We start from the raw sequence: 18,124 nt of genomic DNA on the forward strand, positions 1-18,124 counted from the left end.
AAACGCTATTCTTTCTGTAGAATCATAGGAAAGGATGGCGTTTTTTATGTCTGTTTCTGATGAATTACAACTATTTGCTCAAGAGATTCAACGTTTTTTATCTCCAAATACCTTACGGAATCTTGCTCGAGATGTTGGTTTCGTACAACGAACCAGTAAGTACCAAGCAAAAGATTTAGTCGCTTTATGTGTATGGATGAACCAAAATATCGCTACGACGTCTTTAACTCAGTTATCTAGCTGTTTAGAAGCCTCGACAGAAGTGCTCATCAGTCCCGAGGGACTGAACCAACGATTTAATAAAGCAGCCGTCCAATTTCTACAACACATACTAGCTGAACTACTAAGCCGAAAATTGACCTCATCTATACCGATTTCTTCTCCATATACTTCTGTTTTTAAGCGTATTCGTATTTTAGATTCAACTGCATTTCAACTCCCTGATGTATTTTCATCGGTTTATCCAGGTGCAGGAGGATGTAGCCATACAGCTGGGATAAAAATTCAACTTGAGTATGATTTGTTAAGTGGACAGTTCCTTCATATTCATACAGGTCCAGGTAAACAACATGATCGCACTTACGGCTCTTTGTGTGCCCCAACTGTGACAGCAAATGATTTATGTATCCGAGATTTAGGTTATTTTCATTTAAAAGACCTTCAATATATACAAGATAAAGAGGCCTACTATATCTCTCGTATCAAGTCGAACACACGTATGTATCAAAAAAATCCTAACCCTGATTATTTTCAAGATGGAAGAATTAAGAAAGGTACAGAGTATATACAGATAGATATAGAGACGTTAATGAACTCCCTTCAACCAGGACAAACGTGTGAAGTAGCTGATGCTTATGTAGGAATGAATGATAAAGTGCCAGCTCGTGTAATTGTTCATCGATTAACAAAACAACAGCAACAAAAACGATTACAAGATCAAGCTGTAAGAGAAAAAAAGAAAGGAATGAAGTATTCTCCTCGTAGTAAACGACTCAGCGGTATCAATGTATATATGACAAACACCCCTACAGATATTGTCCCTATGGGACAGGTACATGACTGGTATTCTTTGCGTTGGCAAATCGAAATTTTATTTAAAACGTGGAAGTCATTCTTTCAAATTCATCATTGTAAAAAGATAAAAGCAGAACGATTAGAGTGCCATTTATATGGTCAATTGATTGCCATTCTACTCTGTTCTTCTATCATGTTTCAAATGCGCCAATTGCTCCTCATGAAGAAAAAACGAGAGCTTAGTGAGTATAAAGCCATATATATGATTAAAGACTATTTTCTTCTTCTATTCCAAACTATACAGAAAAACACCCAAGAGCTATCAAAGGTGTTACTTCGTCTGTTCAATCTTCTACAGCAAAACGGGCGGAAATCTCATCGATATGAGAAAAAAACGGTCTTTGATATATTAGGTGTCGTTTACAATTCTATGTCTGATAATCAAGCCGCTTAATTCAAAAAAGTGAAACCCGGTAGGGTTTATTTCGTATGCAAATCTTTCAATCACCTATACTTGCTCCTTAGAAAAAAGAAACAATCTCGCCTAAAATTGACTTTGCATAAGCTTAACTTGATAGCGATGTGGTGCTACCCCTCAATGAACAAAAAAATTAGCATAGTAAAATAGTATTCGGATAGGAGTCCAATATATTATTAAAATTAAGATGGTTCAAGTTGAAGGAAGGCACTTTAGGGGGGTCTTTTCTTTATTTTTAAAAGGACCTGCTCCATTCATTCTTAAAAACATAAAGTAAATTGAACCCGTTAAAATACATGAATGAACCTTAGTTTTAATCCTCTTACCTAAAGGAGGAACTATTATGGGCTATGGTGGTAGTTGCGGAGAAGGCTGTGGTTTTGCTGGAGGATTTGCTTTGCTTGTTGTACTCTTTATACTATTAATCATTATCGGATGCAGTTGCTTCTGCTAAAAAACTATTAGAAAGGACACTCTTATATGAAGTGACCCCTGTCAAGTAGACAGTATTCAAAAAACACAACTAAGCAACCTGAGTTCTATATTTATATGGACTCAGGTTATTTAGTTTCTTTTGGAACCTTTGGTGATTATAAAAGTGTATATATTTGCGCACAGCAAACTTAACCTCATCAGCTGTGCGGAAAGAGTATAAATGAAAACACTCTGACTTAAAGTGACTGAAGAAGCTTTCTATACAAGCATTGTCCCAACAGTTTCCCTTTCTGGACATACTAGCCTTCATCTGATATTTTTTGAGTAGTTGATTATATTGACGAGATGTGTACTGGAACCCCTGATCACTATGCAGGAGAATCCCTTTCACGTTTCGTTTTTTTCTTGCTTTTTTAAGTGTGTCTAGTACTAGTTTTAGGTCATTTCTACGGCTAATTTCATAGGCAACAATTTCATTGTTGTATAGGTCTTTAATAGCGGATAAGTACAATCTCTGTCCATTGAAAATCAAATAGGTAATATCTGTTACCCATTTTTCGTTTGGTTTGGAAGCTTGAAAATCCCTGTTCAGATGGTTATCTGAAATCACATAAGCTTCTTTCTTCCCGTAATAAGGTCGTTTTCTCCTAATAATAGCTTTGATACCTAGTTCACCCATCAACCTTTGTATACGTTTGTGATTAAAATGAAGGTTATAAGTGGCTTTCAGCCAAACTTGTACTCTCCTGTATCCATAAATCCCTTTAAGTTTTTTATGACACTCCAATATCTTCTTTTTTATTTCGGTATCTTCCAATTGTTTTTCAGAAGGCGTCAACTGTCGCTTAATCCATTTGTAGTACCCACCTCTAGTTACTCCAGCGATATCACATAGAATGGTAACTGCATAACCTTTTTCTGATAGCCCTTTGATGGCTTCAAACTTCCTCGTTTTTGGTACAGATTCCACTCCTCCTTTTACATCCCTAAGAGCTTTTTTAACATTGCATTCTCCGCTTCTAATCGTTTCATTTTAGCTTCTGGATCTTCTGGATTGTTTTTTGGTCTACCTATACCTGGACCTTTCGTTTTACCACGTTTTTCTTCTAGTCCTTTGATACCTTCAGCTTCAAAGTGTTTCACCCAACGTCTTACTACCGAGTGATCAATTCCTAATTCTTTAGCAACCGTTTTGTATCCCATTCCTTCTTTCAAGTATAAATTTACTGCTTTTTTCTTAAATTCTATATCATAAGTTACTCTAATTTTGCCCATAGAAAAATCCCCTCCATAGTAAACAGATTAATGTGCTTTCTTTTTACTGTCTACTATAAGGGGATCATATCATATATGGGTGTCTTTTCTTTATGAAAAATATCTAACTATCAACCTTTTCCTTATGACTTCTAACATCAACAAAGGGTGATACAAACTATTACATATGTTTGTACCACCCTTTATTGATGCGTTTAGACTTCACAGTTGTTAAAGTTTTAGACTTCTCCCTTAGTGTACCCATATTATTAGAACATCCTGTAATCTGTAGACAAAATGTAGCTAATAAAAACAATATTAATAATTTCTTCAATAAATCCTCCTACATGCATAAAACACCATATGTTACAAAACAAACATAACATCAACTCTTTATAAAAACAATATAATCCTCGGTCCTTAAGCTATCTCTTAACATAGGAGTACCGCTACATATTCATACAGCCAAAATTTTAAAATATCCTCTACTTAAGGAATTTGTAAGTATCAAGTAAGAAAAACGAGAGCTTTGCTTCGTATAATCAAAATATAAAGTGAAGGAAGAAAGATTATTTCTGGGATTAATATGCATGTAACAAGAGAAGAAATTTACATTTTTTTAGAATAATAATATTAGTATGTCCAAGTTTTGGAGATTGCTTGCAAATATTTTGAAGTTTTCGCACCAGAATTCTAATTACCATACCTGTTTTGTACCATCACATATTGGAGGTTGAAACATGAATAAAAAAAAGAAAATACAAAAATCAGTCCTTACCTTTACCCTACTCTTTTCTTTAGGCGTTTCATCTTTCCCGCTTACAACAACTATTCACGCAGATACACATGAGGAACAATCTGCTGAAAAGAAACTAGTCTCTTTAATGGAGCGTACATCATTATTTTTTGAATATCTCCAGCAAGGTAAGTATGCAGAGGCAATACAGTTGACGTCTGCTGCTTTTCAATCCAAGTTTACAGCAACCACATTACAAAACTGGTGGACACAAAGTGGCTGGAGCAGGATAAAAAGCATGGGAACCCCCGTGATAAAAGAACGAAACTTGGTCCATCAGACGGTAGAAATTCCAGCAGCTACCGAAGGAACTACCATACCGCTACTCCTTAAATTCACACCTGGCGGGAAAGTAGATGAAGTTGGAGAAAGGTCACCCGAGGAATATTTTACCATCCCCCATCCTAGCTATGATCAACCTGATTTCTATCAAGAACGTGAAATCGTCATTGGAAATTCTACCTATCCGTTACCATCCACATTAACAGTTCCGAAACATAAGCGTGGTGAAAAGCTGCCCGTAGTTGTTCTTGTTCATGGTGCTGGCATCCATGATCGCGATAGCACATATATGGGAACAAAAATCTTACGAGACCTTGCGGTGGGCCTTTCATCCAACGGAATTGCAGTGTTGCGCTATGAAAAACGCACCTTAGAACATGCATTAAAGATGAGTGCAGAACCTGTTACGTTAGACCGTGATACTACAGATGATGCCATATATGCAGCAAAGTCAGCAGTGCAGCAGGAAGGCATTGATCCAAATAATATTTTCATTCTTGGACATAGCCTAGGAGCTGGCACAATGCCACGTATACTAAGCAAAGCACCTTCCTCACTTGTCCGAGGAAGCATCTTACTCGCACCACCTGCACGCCCTTTGACTGACATTGCCATTGATCAGTATCAATACCTTAGGAAACCAAAGGAAGAAATCGATGAACTAAAAAGACAGGCTGCTTTTATTCAGGATCCTACTTTCAATCCTGACCATCCTCCAGCTGGCTACAATTTTGGGTCACCTCATTTTATGTATGATGTTTCTAGGTTGCGTCCAGTTGAAGAGGCAAAATCACGAAAAGAGCCTTTACTCATTCTGCAAGGAGCACGTGATTATCAAGTAACAGTAAAAGATGAATATACAAAATGGCAGAAAGGACTTTCAAACCGCGGGAATGTTCAGTTCAAAAAATATCCGAAATTGAATCATTTCTTCACGGAGGGTGACGGAGAATTAAGTCTTCCTAGTGAATACGAAATCCCTGCTAACGTTCCCGAATACGTCATCCAGGACATTATTACATGGGTTAACGATACAAAAAAATAAGAAAACATCAAAAGCCTTCATGCAATCATCATTGCATGAAGGCTTTTTGAAACTGGTGATTCAGAGATAGCTATTATAATGCATCAAAACGAAAATTATATTTTTCTACGTACTAAATAAAATGCTAAGGAACCCATAATAACAGGTGCAACGAAGTCAAAGAAATGTGAAAAAGTAAAAGTAAAAAGAAAAAGATATAGTATAAGTGTATAGATCAATGCTAGTCCTATAAATAAAGGAATTCCAAATTGAAACTCTCTACATCGTTTAATTTTCCTATATAAGACTTCCCCAAGTAAACAAGCTATAAGAGCTGGTATACTACCATAAGTGACGATAGTTTTTATGAATCCCTGTAAAACGTCCGGGTGAATAAAGCTAGGATTAAAAATATATGAAATTAAGAACCATCCAAAAATAAAAGCAAATAGACTTGCAGCATAACTAACTACAAATTTTATTAAAGTAAGCAACGTAATCATCCCCATAATTTCCTAATATTATCTTCATTGTATCATTTTCTCTTAAAAAGACTCCAAAAGGATATACTTGCCCTTCAGCTTTCTTTTTTAACACTTGTTCAAGACGTATTTTTTGATGTTATTTTGTATAAAAAACTTTTGCTATCAACCTGTTCTGTTAGGTTGATAGCAATGGGATGCCGCCACATCGCCATCAACCTTAGGGCGCTAAGAGGTTATATGTGAGGATTATTCCTTTAAATTTCTACGACTGTTCTAAAGATAGGCATAACAAATAAACCTATTAACTGGGCATTTTAAAAAATATTATGCAACCTTGAAACTTTTTGACAACATATAATCATACACAACACCTAAAATATCAAAAACGGTTTTCTTTTCATACCGATGAGATTTTCTCCCGTTTTTCTCTAAAAGGTAAAACAAACGCAGCAAAACTTTTAATAATTCATGGATGCTCTTTTGTAGTCCCTCATAAAACAATTGATAATAATTCTTTATCATATAGATGGATTTGTATTCACTTAACTCTTTCTTTTTCTTATCCAAGAGTAACTGACGCATTTTGAACATCGTCGATAAACAGAGTAAAATACTAATGAGTTGCCCATATAAATGGCATTCTAAGCGTTCTTTCTTAATTTCTTTGCACCTGTCAATTTTAAAAAAAGATTTCCATATTTTGAACAAAATTTCAATTTGCCAGCGTAATGAATACAAGTCATGGATATGTTCCGTTGGAACATTTTCTGTAGAAAGACTCGTAATATACACGTTGATCCCACTCAACCGTTTACTTCGTTCTTTGTAGGCAATACCTTTCTTCTTTTCTTTTTTTGCTTGTTCCTTCAACCTTTTCTCTGTTTGTTCTTTTGTTAATCGATGAATAATAACACGAGCTGGTAATTTTTGATACTGTCCAATGTGTGCCTCTGAAATCTCCATTGTTTGAACAGGGGACAATTGATTCATGAGTTCTTCCATAGCTAACTGAATATAGAGTGTCCCTTTCTTCTTTCCAAAATCAAATCCACTCACATGTGCTGATTCACATAAAAATGCTGGTTAAATTCATTAATAAAACTTCATTAATAATGACTGTTACTGATATCGGAAGATTAATGGGTATCTTCCGTAAAGATAAAGCTACTGTATCTAAATAAAATAGGCACTCGAAAGAGTGCTTTTATTTTTTCTCAATGATCAATATTAATTAACGTAGTAAAATACTATTTTGATGAGATTCCAATACATATTATTAAAATTAAAGCGGTTCAAGTCGGAGGAAGGCACCTTTGGGTGTCTTTTTTATGATTAGCAATAAGTTTCAAATTTTGCAACGACATCCAACGAGCTTATGAGGGGCTAGACGGACGGCAGCAAGGCCGTTTTTCAAAAAAATTACCAATTTATCCAATGAGGGCTTCGGCTCTCTTTTTTTTTACTCTTTTTAAACTAGAACCTTTTTATACAACCTTCATAATATAATATGGGACAACCTTAAACTCTTTTTTGAGAGGAATGATTAGATATGGCAGATTATTTCTGTAAAGATGGAAAGAAATATTACAAGAAAAAAGATAAATCATGTAACTCTTCAAACTCCAGTAACTGTTTCATAGAGACATTTACAATTTTTGGATCTGAAACTACCCCCACAAGTCTTGAAATCCCACCCGGTTCTACAATTACCCTATTTGAAAATTTTACAACTAATCACAATAAAACTCTAATTCGTTTTAGTTTTAGCCCTGTATTTGCTTCGTTTGTTACATTGACTATTAGAACATTTAATTCCACAACCCCACAAACAATTACATTAACACCAGGAGATAGAAAAACTTTCTTATTTGAGGATGTTCAAAGTATTACTTTCTCAAATGCCACTACAGCTAACGCTGAACTTAGTCCATTATTTATCCAACAAACAACATGTATTTGTTGTGGTGAATCAAATTCATATTACCATGAGAGTAGTGACCATGGTTATTAGTAGTTATTATAGAGGGCTTCGGCTCTCTTTTTTTATTCACAATTTCTAGTACAATTAAAATAATTAAGAAACGTATAGGGTACCCCGTCCAATCTCAACCGCTGAAGAAAAAGAACTGATTGAGAACATGTTGTTATGTTCCTTATTATCTGAAGAAGAAATACTAATTACATATTATGAAGATGGCTATTTACTCTCTAGCTATATGACTGTTGTTAATATTGATCCACCAAATAGCGCTGTTTTATGTACCGATGCTTTTTATAACAAGATAAAACTGCAATTTTCTAATATAATAGATGTTAAATAACATAGGTTTAGATTATTTAAAGGAGTGTAAAAATACAAGGGAATCATCTTATTTTTTGGAACTAACGCACCCGTTAGCTGAATAAGGAAAAATGACTTTAGTAACTTATTTTGAACTTTCTCCTATAATTTCTAGTATAGAAACGGAATAATTCGCCAAGTCTTGGACTGATATTGTTTATATTGTTCACCAAATAGTGTAACAAGGGTTCTCTCTTCAACTTTTATACGATACGAATACGCAAGAAAAAATAAAAAGATATTTATGATAATGGCAATGAACGAAGATGAAGATATAGCAAACCCTAAAAAGGTCAGAAAAGAACCTAAATAACCAGGATGGCGAATATATTTATACAGACCGCTTTGAATTAACTTATGTTCTCCCTGCATTCCGACGTTCCTACTGTAAAATCGCCCTAATGTATTCATTGAAGAAAATCTAATCCATACACCAATTAGCCCAACAATAACACCAAAAAACAGAAATGAATTAACCTTATTTATTGTAAAGAAATACATAATCTCTGGAATGGTTATCATCAAGGCTAAAACTGCTCCGATAAAAAAACTAGAACCACTATTTTGTTTTTCTTCTTTAACAGGTGAACTTCTATAAAATTCTAATAATAAGTACAAAAAAATAGGCAAATATGCTATAAAAAACATAATTCTCTCTCCTTTCAATAAAAGTGTCGAATGATTAACCTATTTATTTTTATCAATGAGGTCACGTAATTTGGATGACCCTAAGATCATATCAACACAGGTTCTTTTATCAATCTTTATTACAAATTATCTATCTTTATTATAAATAATCGAATTTTATTTTAAATCTACACCTATTATCACTCTTACAATCTACTATCACCTTAATATGGTATTAAGTTTATAAAAATATAAAATTTAACATTCCCAAAAGGTACACCTTTTGATACACACCCCTACCCCACATTAAAACCACATCTCCCGATAGATTTGATAAAAACTATTATTTAATATTAGTAAAAAATAGAGGATATTGCTCTAATATCCATCGGTAAATTCTTATCATTTTTCCATTGAGAGTTATGGCTATCTTTTTTATTCTCATTCGACACGATATGACAATATACAGATGTTTATTTTGATAAGATTGTCCAGAAATATTACATTATATATATCTTGGAGGAATTAAATTATGCGCAAAAAATTATTAATGGCTTTAGCATGCAGCGTGTTACTTATGGGATTGGCTGCTTGTGGTTCAAATGATAAAGCAAATACATCAGAAGAACCAAAACAAGAAACTAAAAAAGAAGATAAACAAAAGAAGATAGATGAGCAAAAACAGGAAGAGGAACAAAAGAAAATAGAAGAACAGAAAAAAGCCGAAGAACAAAAACAAGCTGAGGAACAAAAGAAGTTAGAAGAACAAAAGCAAGCTGAGGAACAAAAACAGGCTGAAGAGCAAAAGCGATTAGATGAACAACGCAAACAAGAAGAGGCTCAAAGACAACAGGAAGAACAAAAGAAACAACAAGAAGCAGGTGAAGCAAAAGAACAGGAGCAACAAAAAGCTGCAGCTAATACAGCACCTCAGCAAGAGAAAGTACACTTTGCAAACTGTACAGATGCAAATAATGCCGGTTACTATGATATAACTCCAGATAGCCCAGCTTATGCTTCGCATTTAGATCGTGATGGAGATGGCGTGGCTTGTGAACGAAATAAAGGACATAAAAAATCTAGTAAAAAACATTAGATTGAAGAATAAGCACTCTTATGAGTAATTTTATTTTTTCTCAATGACCAATAATACTTAACATAGTAAAATAATATTTGGATGAGAGTCCAATACATATTATTAAAATTAAAGCGGTTCAAGTCGGAAGGCACCTTTGGGTGTCTTTTTTTATGAGGGATAATCCTATACAAAGAAAAAAGCCTCAGATATTGAGGCTTTTCATAAAAACTTATTTTATTACCTCTCCTTCGTAGTAACCGCCACCGTCTGCTTTTTTTCATTTAAAATACCACTTTATTTTTCCGTGACAAGTCATTTCAGTATATGTGTTTGCATAAACAGCATTTGTTCCACCTGGGTTATAAATAGTTTGTGCATATTTACCATTACCAATATAATCAGGACAGGAATACGCCATCGTTAGGCTTTTTGAATTTGTTGTATCTTCTGTACTTGCCGACGCAGCCCCGATCCCCCCTGTTAATGCGATACCAGCTGCTAATGCTCCAACTACTAATTTCTTGAACATAATAAATCCCCCTTTAATAGTTTTTTATAACTTGCACCTTAAATGTATCACTTTTGTGATTTTTGTAAATATTTTGAATTTTCAGAAATGTTTATTTAAATTTTGGTAATATTGGCAATATACTTTATCAAATGGAAAATAGAGGTATTTTAATAGGTATGTAAAAATGCATAATAAATGAACCGAATATTATGATATACTCTCAAAGAGCTGATACAAAACTTCTTTAGATTGGAAAACTAAAGTCTTATCTACCCAATTGTGGGGGCGCCTTATGGCGTCTTTTTTTTTATAAGCAACCTCCAAGCATTCATACACTTGAGGGCTTATCAATTGAAAGGTAGAACTGTTTGTAATTCCTTAAATTAAGAACAAAGCGGGATTATTCCTAAACCAATTAATAGAGCTGCAGCAAACGCTGGAATTGGCACAGGGATCTCGATACTTTCTACAACTAAGAAGTATTGTCCACTTACTACTTTAAAACAAACTAATTGCATTAATTAAGAGTTTTAGTGCACTACTTCTTGGAAGTTGATCTTGTAGCGCTCTTTCTCGTAATTCACTATGTTTTCCAAAGAAAATAGTGAAAGGCAAGGCGATGAATACATTTACAAAATGACAAAACTGTAAGAATACACGAATGTTTGTAAGAAAGTTCGATGTTTTCCTTTTTCTTTTTTTATTATAGTGAAAAAGAAGAACGAAATATTCTCTTATGTAGGAAAGGAAGATAATAATGATTGATCTATTAAATAAATGGATGTTAGAAAGTACAGCTAATTTTAATATCGTTGTAGGACTTACAGCACTTCTAATTTGGGTTCAGTAATTGCACTTATTATTATTTACAAAAAAATTGGTAAACCAGATGAAAGAACAAATGCTATTTATTTAAAAATTACTTCTCGTATGTTTACTACTCAAATTCTAATGAATGCTATATTTATTTCTTTAGTTGGTAAAGATATTGAGAATTTCCGTCAAATCTTTATATTATTTGAAGCTTTTGTATTTTTTATTGGAGCTATTTATTCGTTTAAATTATATAGACAGGAATATAAATAATTCACTTGCAAGAAACAATAAAAAAACAGTAGTGTATAAAATCACTACTGTTTTTTATTATGTATCTTCGAATGTAAACTTATGAATACTAGTCTACTTTCTATCATTTTCCAAGAATTTCATGTAGAAATTACAACATTTCTTATTTCAAACCGAAATTACGTGATAATTCTTCATCATGAGAAGCAACAGCCTCTGCAGTTTTATTAAGCTGCATATTAATTTCTTGTAATAGCTGTGCAAAGTTTTGTACTTTTGGCTTTAATTCATTGAACTGTTGGTCAAAACCTTCAAATGCACGGCCTTCCCATTCTCCTCTTAATTCATTTTGTAAGTTTTGTAGTTGACGTAAAATGTCCTCAATTTGATTTGCACTTTGTCCATATCGAGTCGCTTTCGATTTAAGCTCCTCTGGTGACATACGAATTTGTCCAGCCATTTTCATTTCCCCTTTAATACATAATGAGCAAAATATAAATTGGTTAATTTTACTAAATATATTATAATGCATTGTTAAAAACTTTCAAATATTTTATTTTTCTATAATAAAAAACAAGAGTAATCACAAAGACTACTCTTGTTTCTTTTCCTTCTCTTCTTTTTCAATTTCAGATACCGACTTTTCAGGGTCTTTTATAAGTTTTCCAAGTTCTCCAGAACGTGTAAAATCATCTTCGAAATTTTCTGTAGTACTAATATAAGCTATAAAATCCAATTCTTCATTATTATTTATATAACCTTTTAATCTGGGAACACCCATTGGACTTACACTGTGTTCTTTAAATGTAATCGATTTTACATCTTGAATATTGTAATGAATATACTTTTCTACTCGTGCCTCTTGTGCCTTCCAAAACTTTTCTTCTTTTTCTTTTTGTTTTAAGTATTCCATAGTAAAATATCCTCCTGCTATAATACAAATAATGGATAAAATAATTACTAATTTTTTCTTCATAAAAAATCCCCTTGTATTTGAATATAGTTAAAATATACCATGAAATGAGTTGAAAGATATGAGTGAATTTAAAAAGAATCCTATTGCAACGGATGAAGATTATTTCAAATTAGCAGATCATGTTTATGATGACGAAGTTTTAAAAAAAGGTAAAGAAATAAAAGGGGTAGATGGTAAGATATGGGTAGTTATAGAATCAATTGATGCAGATTGTCAAAAAGTAAAAAATGGATTAGAAGCTATTGCAGTAGTACCGAAAAAAGATTACAAAGAAAATGCAACACATTATGATGAGATAATCCTAGCATTTCGCGGTACAGAGCCTACGCAATTAGCAGATTTCGAAACAGATATCGATCAGATTTCGTTTGGAATTAAAACACATTCTAAAGTAATTACTCCAAGTAATAGTCAAACTATAAAACCTAATTCTGAAACATCATTTGATACTGGATTAAAATGGGCAAAAAATGACATCGTAGCAAAATATAACCCTTCTTCTCTTCATACTACTGGACATAGTAAAGGTGGTGCAGAAGCGGACCTTATCGCTGCAGAATTAGATTGTTATGCAACTACATGGGCTGCACCAAATCCTTATCGTTTGCTAAGTCCTGAAGCGAAAAAACGAGTAGATAGAGGGGAAATGGAAAACAAAGCTACGGATTATACACATGAGAATGACCCAATTGGTAACCATACTCAATTCGGTGCACCTCTAATTGGTAAGCAATTTACAGTGAGACAGAATGATACAAAAGAAGATTTTTTTACACGTTTAACTATGGACGGACACGGCAGAGATACATTTAGAGGAGCATTTCATTCAAATGGAAGCCCCCTATTAAAATTAGAACCTGAGGATATTATAAGACAAGCACAAAAAATTCAAATGCTCAGTAATCGATTATTAGATATAGCAAAAAATATAGAAGAGTTTCAAAGAAGAGAAGCTGAAGCGGTTCAAAAGTTGAAAAGTCAATTAAAATATGAAACAGGACCAGGTGGGAAATATCATCTATTAGAAGCATACGAAATAGATGAAGCCATCTCACGAATTGCCAAAACGAAAGAAGGTGGAAATGACTATTTTCACGATGTACACATAGCAGAAGAATTAATTCATCTTTTAAGAAAAGAACAAAAAAGTTTAAGTAGATTTGGGGATGAAATTAGTGATGCAGCAAATTCACTTAGGGATAAAGATAATCATTTAGCGGGGAATTTTCAGTTTAGATAAGGAGATAATTATATGATGGATTTTATGGGGGAAATTAAAAAGATAGAAAAGCAAATCGAAAATGTGACAGGAGATTTAGCGAGTCAGGTTGTTGAGGAGTTACAAGCTGCTAAAAAACAGATTGAAAGAGAAATGCAGCGTATGATGTTAAAAACAGAAGTAGGGTTTAAATCAATAGATATTATAAAAGAAGATACATATGCTCTTCAAAAAAACATAGGGGCATTTCATGAATTACAAACAAGTCTAAGAGATATAGCAGCTAAATTAGAGAAAAGTTTTGAAAGTAAAACTGGCAGTAAAATCAATGAAGAATTAAAGAAATATGAAAAACAAATTAACAACAACATTTTTAATGAGCATGTTCACTTGGCAAACAGTTGCGGAAAAAAATAAGGGAAATAGAAAAAAAGTCCTCTTAATATAATCTGTACCCTTTGTAAAGGACATTTTGAAAAAAGTTAGGCAACATCAAGAAGATGGTTTCTGTATCCAACAGGAGTCATCTTTTTTAAATTCCATTGATATCTATAATGATTATAATACGTCATATATTTCTTAATCTCTTGTTTCAATTCATTAAAGGACACGCAAGGTTTTATATGAGCTTCATCTTTCAGATGACCAAAAAATGATTCTTGTGGGGCGTTATCCCAACAGTTTCCTCTTCTTGACATGGATTGTCCTAGGTTTAGCTTTTTAACTAGCTTTTGATAGGTAGGGCTTGTGTAGTGGGATCCTTGATCTGAATGAATATAAGCACCTTCAGTCAATCGAATCCGCGGATTCCTTTTTAGTTTATGGAGAGTTGTCGTTACGAGCTCTAATGTCATCTGTTCTGAAACATGGTAAGCTAAAATTTCATTAGTTGAGCCGTCTAAAATTGTAGATAAATAGGCCCTTTGATTCTTACCGTAAACTAAATAGGTGATATCTGTAAGAAGTGTTTTCCCTGGGGTATTTTGTTTAAATTCCCGATTTAATTGATTTGGTACTATTCGATGTTCTTTTGTAGCTTTAAGCATTCTTTTATAAGGATTCGCTTTGCGAACCGGACAGATAATCTCGTATTTCTTCATAATTCTACGGATACGCTTTAAATTGTAGACAACTTGAAACTGACCCGCCAATGTCATCTTTATCTGACGAGCCCCTTTGTTTCTATTTCTAAATCGAAGTGCTTTTAATATGGTTTCCTTCAAGATTTCATCTCGATCACTCTTTTGTTTCCGTTGTTCTTGAGATGAAACTGAAAAGTAATTATAGTATCCCGAACGGGATACACCAGCTACTTTACACAAATGACTGACCATATTCCTTAAGTTGTATTTCATGATGACAGAACGAATCAAGATGAATTTCTGACTAGGTGGTAGTGTTATTTCCTTCTCATCCTCCCTTCCATAAGTTTGATTTTTTTTAGCAATTCGTTTTCCGCCTTTAGTAAGTTTCGTTCGGCTTCTAAACGGGCATACTTTTCTTCTAACGTAAGCTCTCTCTCAAGAGTTCTTCCAGCGTTTTCGATACGTGTATCCCTTAAACCCAATACACCATTTTTTCTATAAGCAGCACGCCATCTACTTCCCGATGACATAACTCGTTTCATTCCAATCATATCTATATCAAAACCACATTCTTCAAAAATATTTCGAGGTAGCTTTCCTTTTTCATTTTCCTCAATAAAAATATGCTTAAATTCCTCTGTATAAGTGATACCTTTCTGACTTACAGATTTTACGTATAGGTTATTTGATAGAATTTGAATTTCTCTTTCTGTAAATAGTTTTTTTGTCATTTTCAACATTCTCCGATCCCAATTTTCCTTTTATTATACAAGAAATACCCTATAGAATAGACTTTTTTCAAGTGTCTATTCTATAGGGTACATTTTAATATAGGACTCTTTTTTTGTTATTCCTGAAAGTAAACTTTTAAATTACCTTAAACATTGAGTTCACACCAAATCTTCTGATACTCTCAAAATATAAAATAAAAGTATACATTCGAAGTATTATAAACAAAGAAGTTGAATCCCTCATAAGAAAAGATGAGTATCTCCTCACTATCGAGATACTCATCCAAAGAAAACATAAATTAACTATTAGTATTTAGCTCTTTACTGTATTTCTTTATAAAAAACGCCATTATTAACGTAATAATTCCTATACCTAAACCAAGTAATTGATCTAACGAAATTACATCACGAAAAATCCAACGTATAATAAATCCCGCACTAAATACTAATACAAGTAAAAAACCAAAATATTTTAGTCCCCCATATGCGTCTCCCATACCCAAACCCCTCTTAATTTTATAATTAATTCATCCATAAATATAAAATATTATTATTGATTTTGTTTTTCTCTTTCACCTACAACCCAAGCTACTAATAAAATTGAGCTAGTTGCTAACAATGCTGTAAAAACTCCCATTAAACATTTCTCCTTTTTACAAACATAATTAACCATATTATACCATAGTGACAATACTTACAAAGACTTAGTTACCATAACATCACTTATCGGGATTCAATGTATCTAGAAAAAACCCCTTCAGTTTACTTGCTGAAGGGGTTTCGTATTTACATAATTATCGTTATTGGAATCAAAATAAGCTTACACATCCAAACTATTGATAATAGCTAATATTTGATGATCTGTCCATTTGCCATTAATCCTTATATTTTCTTTCGCTATACCTTCTTTTTTAAACCCCACTTTTTCTAATACACGAATAGATGCTATATTATCAAGCATCGCTCCTGCTTCAATTCTATGTAGCTTTAATTCCCTAAAAGCAAAATCTACAACAAGTTGAAGAGCCTCTGTTGCATAGCCCTTTGCATTATGCTCCTTATCTAAAGTGAATCCCGTATAACAGCTTTGGAGGTCTCCCCTAACAATTTGAGTTAATGAAATGTCTCCGATAAGTTTATCATTTTCTCTTAAAAAGATTCCAAAAGAGTATACTTGTCCTTCAGCTGTCTTTTTTAGAGCTTGTTCAAGACGTATTTTTTGATGTTCTTCTGTATAAAAAACTTCTGGGAGCAACGGGCAAACTCGTTGAAAAAATTCGCGATTTCTAATATGTAAGTTAGCTAACTCGTTAGCATCAGCAGTTTTATAAAGCCGAATATAAATGTGCTTCCCTACTAGTTTCATAACATCCCTCCAACATTTTTATATGTCTAATGAGGCAAAAGTATACCGTATACTTTATACAGTTGGCTATTGTCAGGAATCATTTTGCACGAAAGAAAAGACACTCTATATGAGTGTCTTTTCCAATAGTTTTTAGCAGAAGCAAGAAGCTCCAACGATGATTAATAAAATGAATAACACAACTACCACCATAACCCATAATAGTTCCTCCTTTAGATAAGAGGGGAAAACTAAGGTTCACTCATGTATTTTAATGGATTCGTTTCATCTTATGTTTTTCCGCATTGATTGAGCAGGTCCTTTCGAAGACTATTCACATATTAACTATATTTTTAAAAATAAATAATTTAACTATATCAATAGATAGATAAATTAATATAATGTATTAATCCTAAAAGAAGGGAGGAATAGCCATGCAATTAGTTTGTTTTAAAATAGTAAGTGGTCAATATTTCTTATTTGTAGAAGGTATTCAAATTCCTGTACCAATTCCAGCAGTTGCTGCAGCTTTATTAATTGGTTTAGGAGTAATTCCACTTTGTTCTTAATGTAAAGAATTCGGACCATTCCTATCTTTCCATTGGAAAAGCCTCAAGTATATGAATACTTGAGGCTTTCTTTATATCAGAGAAAAAACACCTTACAGCGCTTGAAGATCTCCTGATTTAATTAATGCGGCCGTTACATCATCACCGAAAGTATTGAGACAGAATACTTGCTCGTCTACCTTATCCATCACTGTAGCTTCACCTATCTTGCCACCTTGAAGTTTAATAAAATAGTTATGTTCTTCTACAATTTTACTAAAATCTCTATTTGCCCATCTTTCAGTAATTGCTAATAGCTCTTCTTTGTTCTTGAAATTGTTTCCGTTTAGAATATTTCTTACTTTCTCTGCATTCTTTTTGGACATAGGGGTTGCTCCCTTTCCTTCACACGCTTTTACTTTTTGATGAGTCATGCTATGCATAGCTGAAATAACTTCTTCTTCAGTAGAAGTTACTGTAATGTGAAGTTGTGCATTTGAACCTTTCACTTCTGCTTCATTCGATAGTATGTCTTCTTTATTAACCTCTGCAAAAACATGGTCCTCACCCTTAAGCGGGACTTCAGCAAACTGTAATATTCCATAAGTCATACCAGTTGCAAGTACTACTCCCCCTATAATAGATGCTAGCCAATACTTTAGCTTCTTATCCATCTTCATTCCCCCGTCTTCGTTTACATATCTTAACTAAAGAATACCATATTTAATTCCTTTTTATTGAAGAGTCTCTAATTTCTACTATTTAAAAATATTCTCATCGTTTAATGTAATACGATATAATCATTTTATAATACAAAAAAACCCATATTC

Annotated in this window: 20 protein-coding genes and 5 pseudogenes; 10 read left to right on the forward strand and 15 right to left on the reverse strand. The window is 33.3% G+C overall.

Annotated features, from left to right (window positions below):
- Nucleotides 1–46 precede the first annotated feature (46 nt).
- Both QCI79_RS08070 and QCI79_RS08075 read left to right on the forward strand, forming a co-directional pair.
- On the forward strand, nucleotides 47–1,468 hold the full coding sequence (locus QCI79_RS08070) for an IS4-like element ISBth4 family transposase (protein ID WP_000116413.1): 1,422 nt from the start codon (nucleotides 47–49) through the stop codon (nucleotides 1,466–1,468).
- Nucleotides 1,469–1,835: 367 nt separating this feature from the next.
- Nucleotides 1,836–1,946, forward strand: coding sequence for a YjcZ family sporulation protein (locus tag QCI79_RS08075; RefSeq protein ID WP_000540371.1), 111 nt, complete (start codon nucleotides 1,836–1,838; stop codon nucleotides 1,944–1,946).
- A gap of 69 nt (nucleotides 1,947–2,015) precedes the next feature.
- Here QCI79_RS08075 and QCI79_RS08080 read toward each other — a convergent pair whose 3' ends face one another.
- Entirely contained in the window at nucleotides 2,016–2,897 is an 882-nt protein-coding gene (locus tag QCI79_RS08080) for an IS3 family transposase (protein ID WP_000446736.1), read from the reverse strand.
- A gap of 8 nt (nucleotides 2,898–2,905) precedes the next feature.
- Nucleotides 2,906–3,202 (reverse strand): transposase, encoded by a 297-nt coding sequence (locus QCI79_RS08085; RefSeq protein WP_000516529.1) that lies wholly within the window; start codon nucleotides 3,200–3,202, stop codon nucleotides 2,906–2,908.
- Between the two features lie 719 nt (nucleotides 3,203–3,921).
- Between QCI79_RS08085 and QCI79_RS08090 the strand changes: the two genes are divergently transcribed.
- A complete protein-coding gene (locus tag QCI79_RS08090; protein WP_001035256.1) occupies nucleotides 3,922–5,304 on the forward strand; it encodes an alpha/beta hydrolase in 1,383 nt (460 codons plus the stop codon).
- 95 nt (nucleotides 5,305–5,399) lie between these two features.
- On the opposite strand, the gene QCI79_RS08095 is transcribed toward QCI79_RS08090, so the two are convergent.
- From QCI79_RS08095 to QCI79_RS08105, 3 genes and pseudogenes are all read right to left on the reverse strand, one after another.
- Nucleotides 5,400–5,786: a hypothetical protein gene (locus QCI79_RS08095; RefSeq protein ID WP_000631593.1), complete on the reverse strand. Its 387-nt coding sequence runs from the start codon at nucleotides 5,784–5,786 to the stop codon at nucleotides 5,400–5,402.
- A 25-nt stretch (nucleotides 5,787–5,811) separates the two neighbouring features.
- Nucleotides 5,812–5,934: pseudogene (locus QCI79_RS08100) on the reverse strand (GNAT family N-acetyltransferase); the annotation flags it as partial.
- 158 nt (nucleotides 5,935–6,092) lie between these two features.
- Nucleotides 6,093–6,800 (reverse strand): annotated as a pseudogene (locus tag QCI79_RS08105) (transposase); the annotation flags it as partial.
- A gap of 517 nt (nucleotides 6,801–7,317) precedes the next feature.
- Between QCI79_RS08105 and QCI79_RS08110 the strand changes: the two are divergent.
- Together QCI79_RS08110 and QCI79_RS08115 are read left to right on the forward strand one after the other, a co-directional pair.
- Entirely contained in the window at nucleotides 7,318–7,779 is a 462-nt protein-coding gene (locus QCI79_RS08110) for a hypothetical protein (protein ID WP_000796354.1), read from the forward strand.
- Nucleotides 7,780–7,846: 67 nt separating this feature from the next.
- A pseudogene (locus QCI79_RS08115) lies at nucleotides 7,847–8,089 on the forward strand (YolD-like family protein); the annotation flags it as partial.
- A 131-nt stretch (nucleotides 8,090–8,220) separates the two neighbouring features.
- Here the strand turns inward: QCI79_RS08115 and QCI79_RS08120 are convergent.
- Nucleotides 8,221–8,757, reverse strand: a complete 537-nt coding sequence (locus QCI79_RS08120) for a methyltransferase family protein (protein ID WP_000465023.1) — start codon at nucleotides 8,755–8,757, stop codon at nucleotides 8,221–8,223.
- Between the two features lie 511 nt (nucleotides 8,758–9,268).
- On the opposite strand from QCI79_RS08120, the gene QCI79_RS08125 reads away from it, so the two are divergent.
- Entirely contained in the window at nucleotides 9,269–9,832 is a 564-nt protein-coding gene (locus tag QCI79_RS08125) for an excalibur calcium-binding domain-containing protein (protein ID WP_021727881.1), read from the forward strand.
- A gap of 259 nt (nucleotides 9,833–10,091) precedes the next feature.
- Here QCI79_RS08125 and QCI79_RS08130 read toward each other — a convergent pair whose 3' ends face one another.
- Nucleotides 10,092–10,343 (reverse strand): hypothetical protein, encoded by a 252-nt coding sequence (locus QCI79_RS08130; RefSeq protein WP_021727880.1) that lies wholly within the window; start codon nucleotides 10,341–10,343, stop codon nucleotides 10,092–10,094.
- 483 nt (nucleotides 10,344–10,826) lie between these two features.
- Nucleotides 10,827–10,943: pseudogene (locus QCI79_RS34975) on the reverse strand (transposase); the annotation flags it as partial.
- A gap of 139 nt (nucleotides 10,944–11,082) precedes the next feature.
- On the opposite strand from QCI79_RS34975, the pseudogene QCI79_RS08135 reads away from it, so the two are divergent.
- Nucleotides 11,083–11,411, forward strand: a pseudogene (locus tag QCI79_RS08135) (6-aminohexanoate hydrolase).
- 142 nt (nucleotides 11,412–11,553) lie between these two features.
- On the opposite strand, the gene QCI79_RS08140 reads toward QCI79_RS08135, so the two are convergent.
- Nucleotides 11,554–11,850, reverse strand: coding sequence for a WXG100 family type VII secretion target (locus tag QCI79_RS08140; protein WP_000918604.1), 297 nt, complete (start codon nucleotides 11,848–11,850; stop codon nucleotides 11,554–11,556).
- 132 nt (nucleotides 11,851–11,982) lie between these two features.
- Nucleotides 11,983–12,366: a DUF1433 domain-containing protein gene (locus QCI79_RS08145; RefSeq protein ID WP_000728334.1), complete on the reverse strand. Its 384-nt coding sequence runs from the start codon at nucleotides 12,364–12,366 to the stop codon at nucleotides 11,983–11,985.
- A 58-nt stretch (nucleotides 12,367–12,424) separates the two neighbouring features.
- On the opposite strand from QCI79_RS08145, the gene QCI79_RS08150 reads away from it, so the two are divergent.
- Nucleotides 12,425–13,606, forward strand: coding sequence for an alpha/beta hydrolase family protein (locus tag QCI79_RS08150; RefSeq protein WP_001288647.1), 1,182 nt, complete (start codon nucleotides 12,425–12,427; stop codon nucleotides 13,604–13,606).
- A 12-nt stretch (nucleotides 13,607–13,618) separates the two neighbouring features.
- Nucleotides 13,619–14,002 (forward strand): hypothetical protein, encoded by a 384-nt coding sequence (locus QCI79_RS08155; RefSeq protein ID WP_000968636.1) that lies wholly within the window; start codon nucleotides 13,619–13,621, stop codon nucleotides 14,000–14,002.
- 65 nt (nucleotides 14,003–14,067) lie between these two features.
- Here the strand turns inward: QCI79_RS08155 and QCI79_RS08160 are convergent.
- The 4 genes from QCI79_RS08160 to QCI79_RS08175 form a co-directional block, all read right to left on the reverse strand.
- Nucleotides 14,068–15,410, reverse strand: a protein-coding gene (locus QCI79_RS08160) for an IS3 family transposase (protein WP_087942833.1) whose coding sequence is annotated in 2 segments (ribosomal slippage) — nucleotides 14,068–15,029 and nucleotides 15,029–15,410 — 1,344 coding nt in all. Because the reading frame shifts where the segments join, the coding sequence is not laid out codon by codon here.
- 290 nt (nucleotides 15,411–15,700) lie between these two features.
- Nucleotides 15,701–15,898 (reverse strand): hypothetical protein, encoded by a 198-nt coding sequence (locus QCI79_RS08165; RefSeq protein WP_000502022.1) that lies wholly within the window; start codon nucleotides 15,896–15,898, stop codon nucleotides 15,701–15,703.
- A 323-nt stretch (nucleotides 15,899–16,221) separates the two neighbouring features.
- Nucleotides 16,222–16,767, reverse strand: coding sequence for a GNAT family N-acetyltransferase (locus QCI79_RS08170; protein WP_021728256.1), 546 nt, complete (start codon nucleotides 16,765–16,767; stop codon nucleotides 16,222–16,224).
- A 132-nt stretch (nucleotides 16,768–16,899) separates the two neighbouring features.
- Nucleotides 16,900–16,959 (reverse strand): YjcZ family sporulation protein, encoded by a 60-nt coding sequence (locus QCI79_RS08175; protein WP_074628568.1) that lies wholly within the window; start codon nucleotides 16,957–16,959, stop codon nucleotides 16,900–16,902.
- A gap of 221 nt (nucleotides 16,960–17,180) precedes the next feature.
- On the opposite strand from QCI79_RS08175, the gene QCI79_RS08180 reads away from it, so the two are divergent.
- On the forward strand, nucleotides 17,181–17,315 hold the full coding sequence (locus QCI79_RS08180) for a hypothetical protein (RefSeq protein WP_001177693.1): 135 nt from the start codon (nucleotides 17,181–17,183) through the stop codon (nucleotides 17,313–17,315).
- A gap of 92 nt (nucleotides 17,316–17,407) precedes the next feature.
- On the opposite strand, the gene QCI79_RS08185 is transcribed toward QCI79_RS08180, so the two are convergent.
- Nucleotides 17,408–17,968: a PRK06770 family protein gene (locus QCI79_RS08185; RefSeq protein WP_000358637.1), complete on the reverse strand. Its 561-nt coding sequence runs from the start codon at nucleotides 17,966–17,968 to the stop codon at nucleotides 17,408–17,410.
- Between the last annotated feature and the right edge of the window lie 156 nt (nucleotides 17,969–18,124).

The organism is Bacillus cereus group sp. MG1 (genome assembly GCF_040460035.1).
Taxonomy (GTDB): domain Bacteria; phylum Bacillota; class Bacilli; order Bacillales; family Bacillaceae_G; genus Bacillus_A; species Bacillus_A cereus.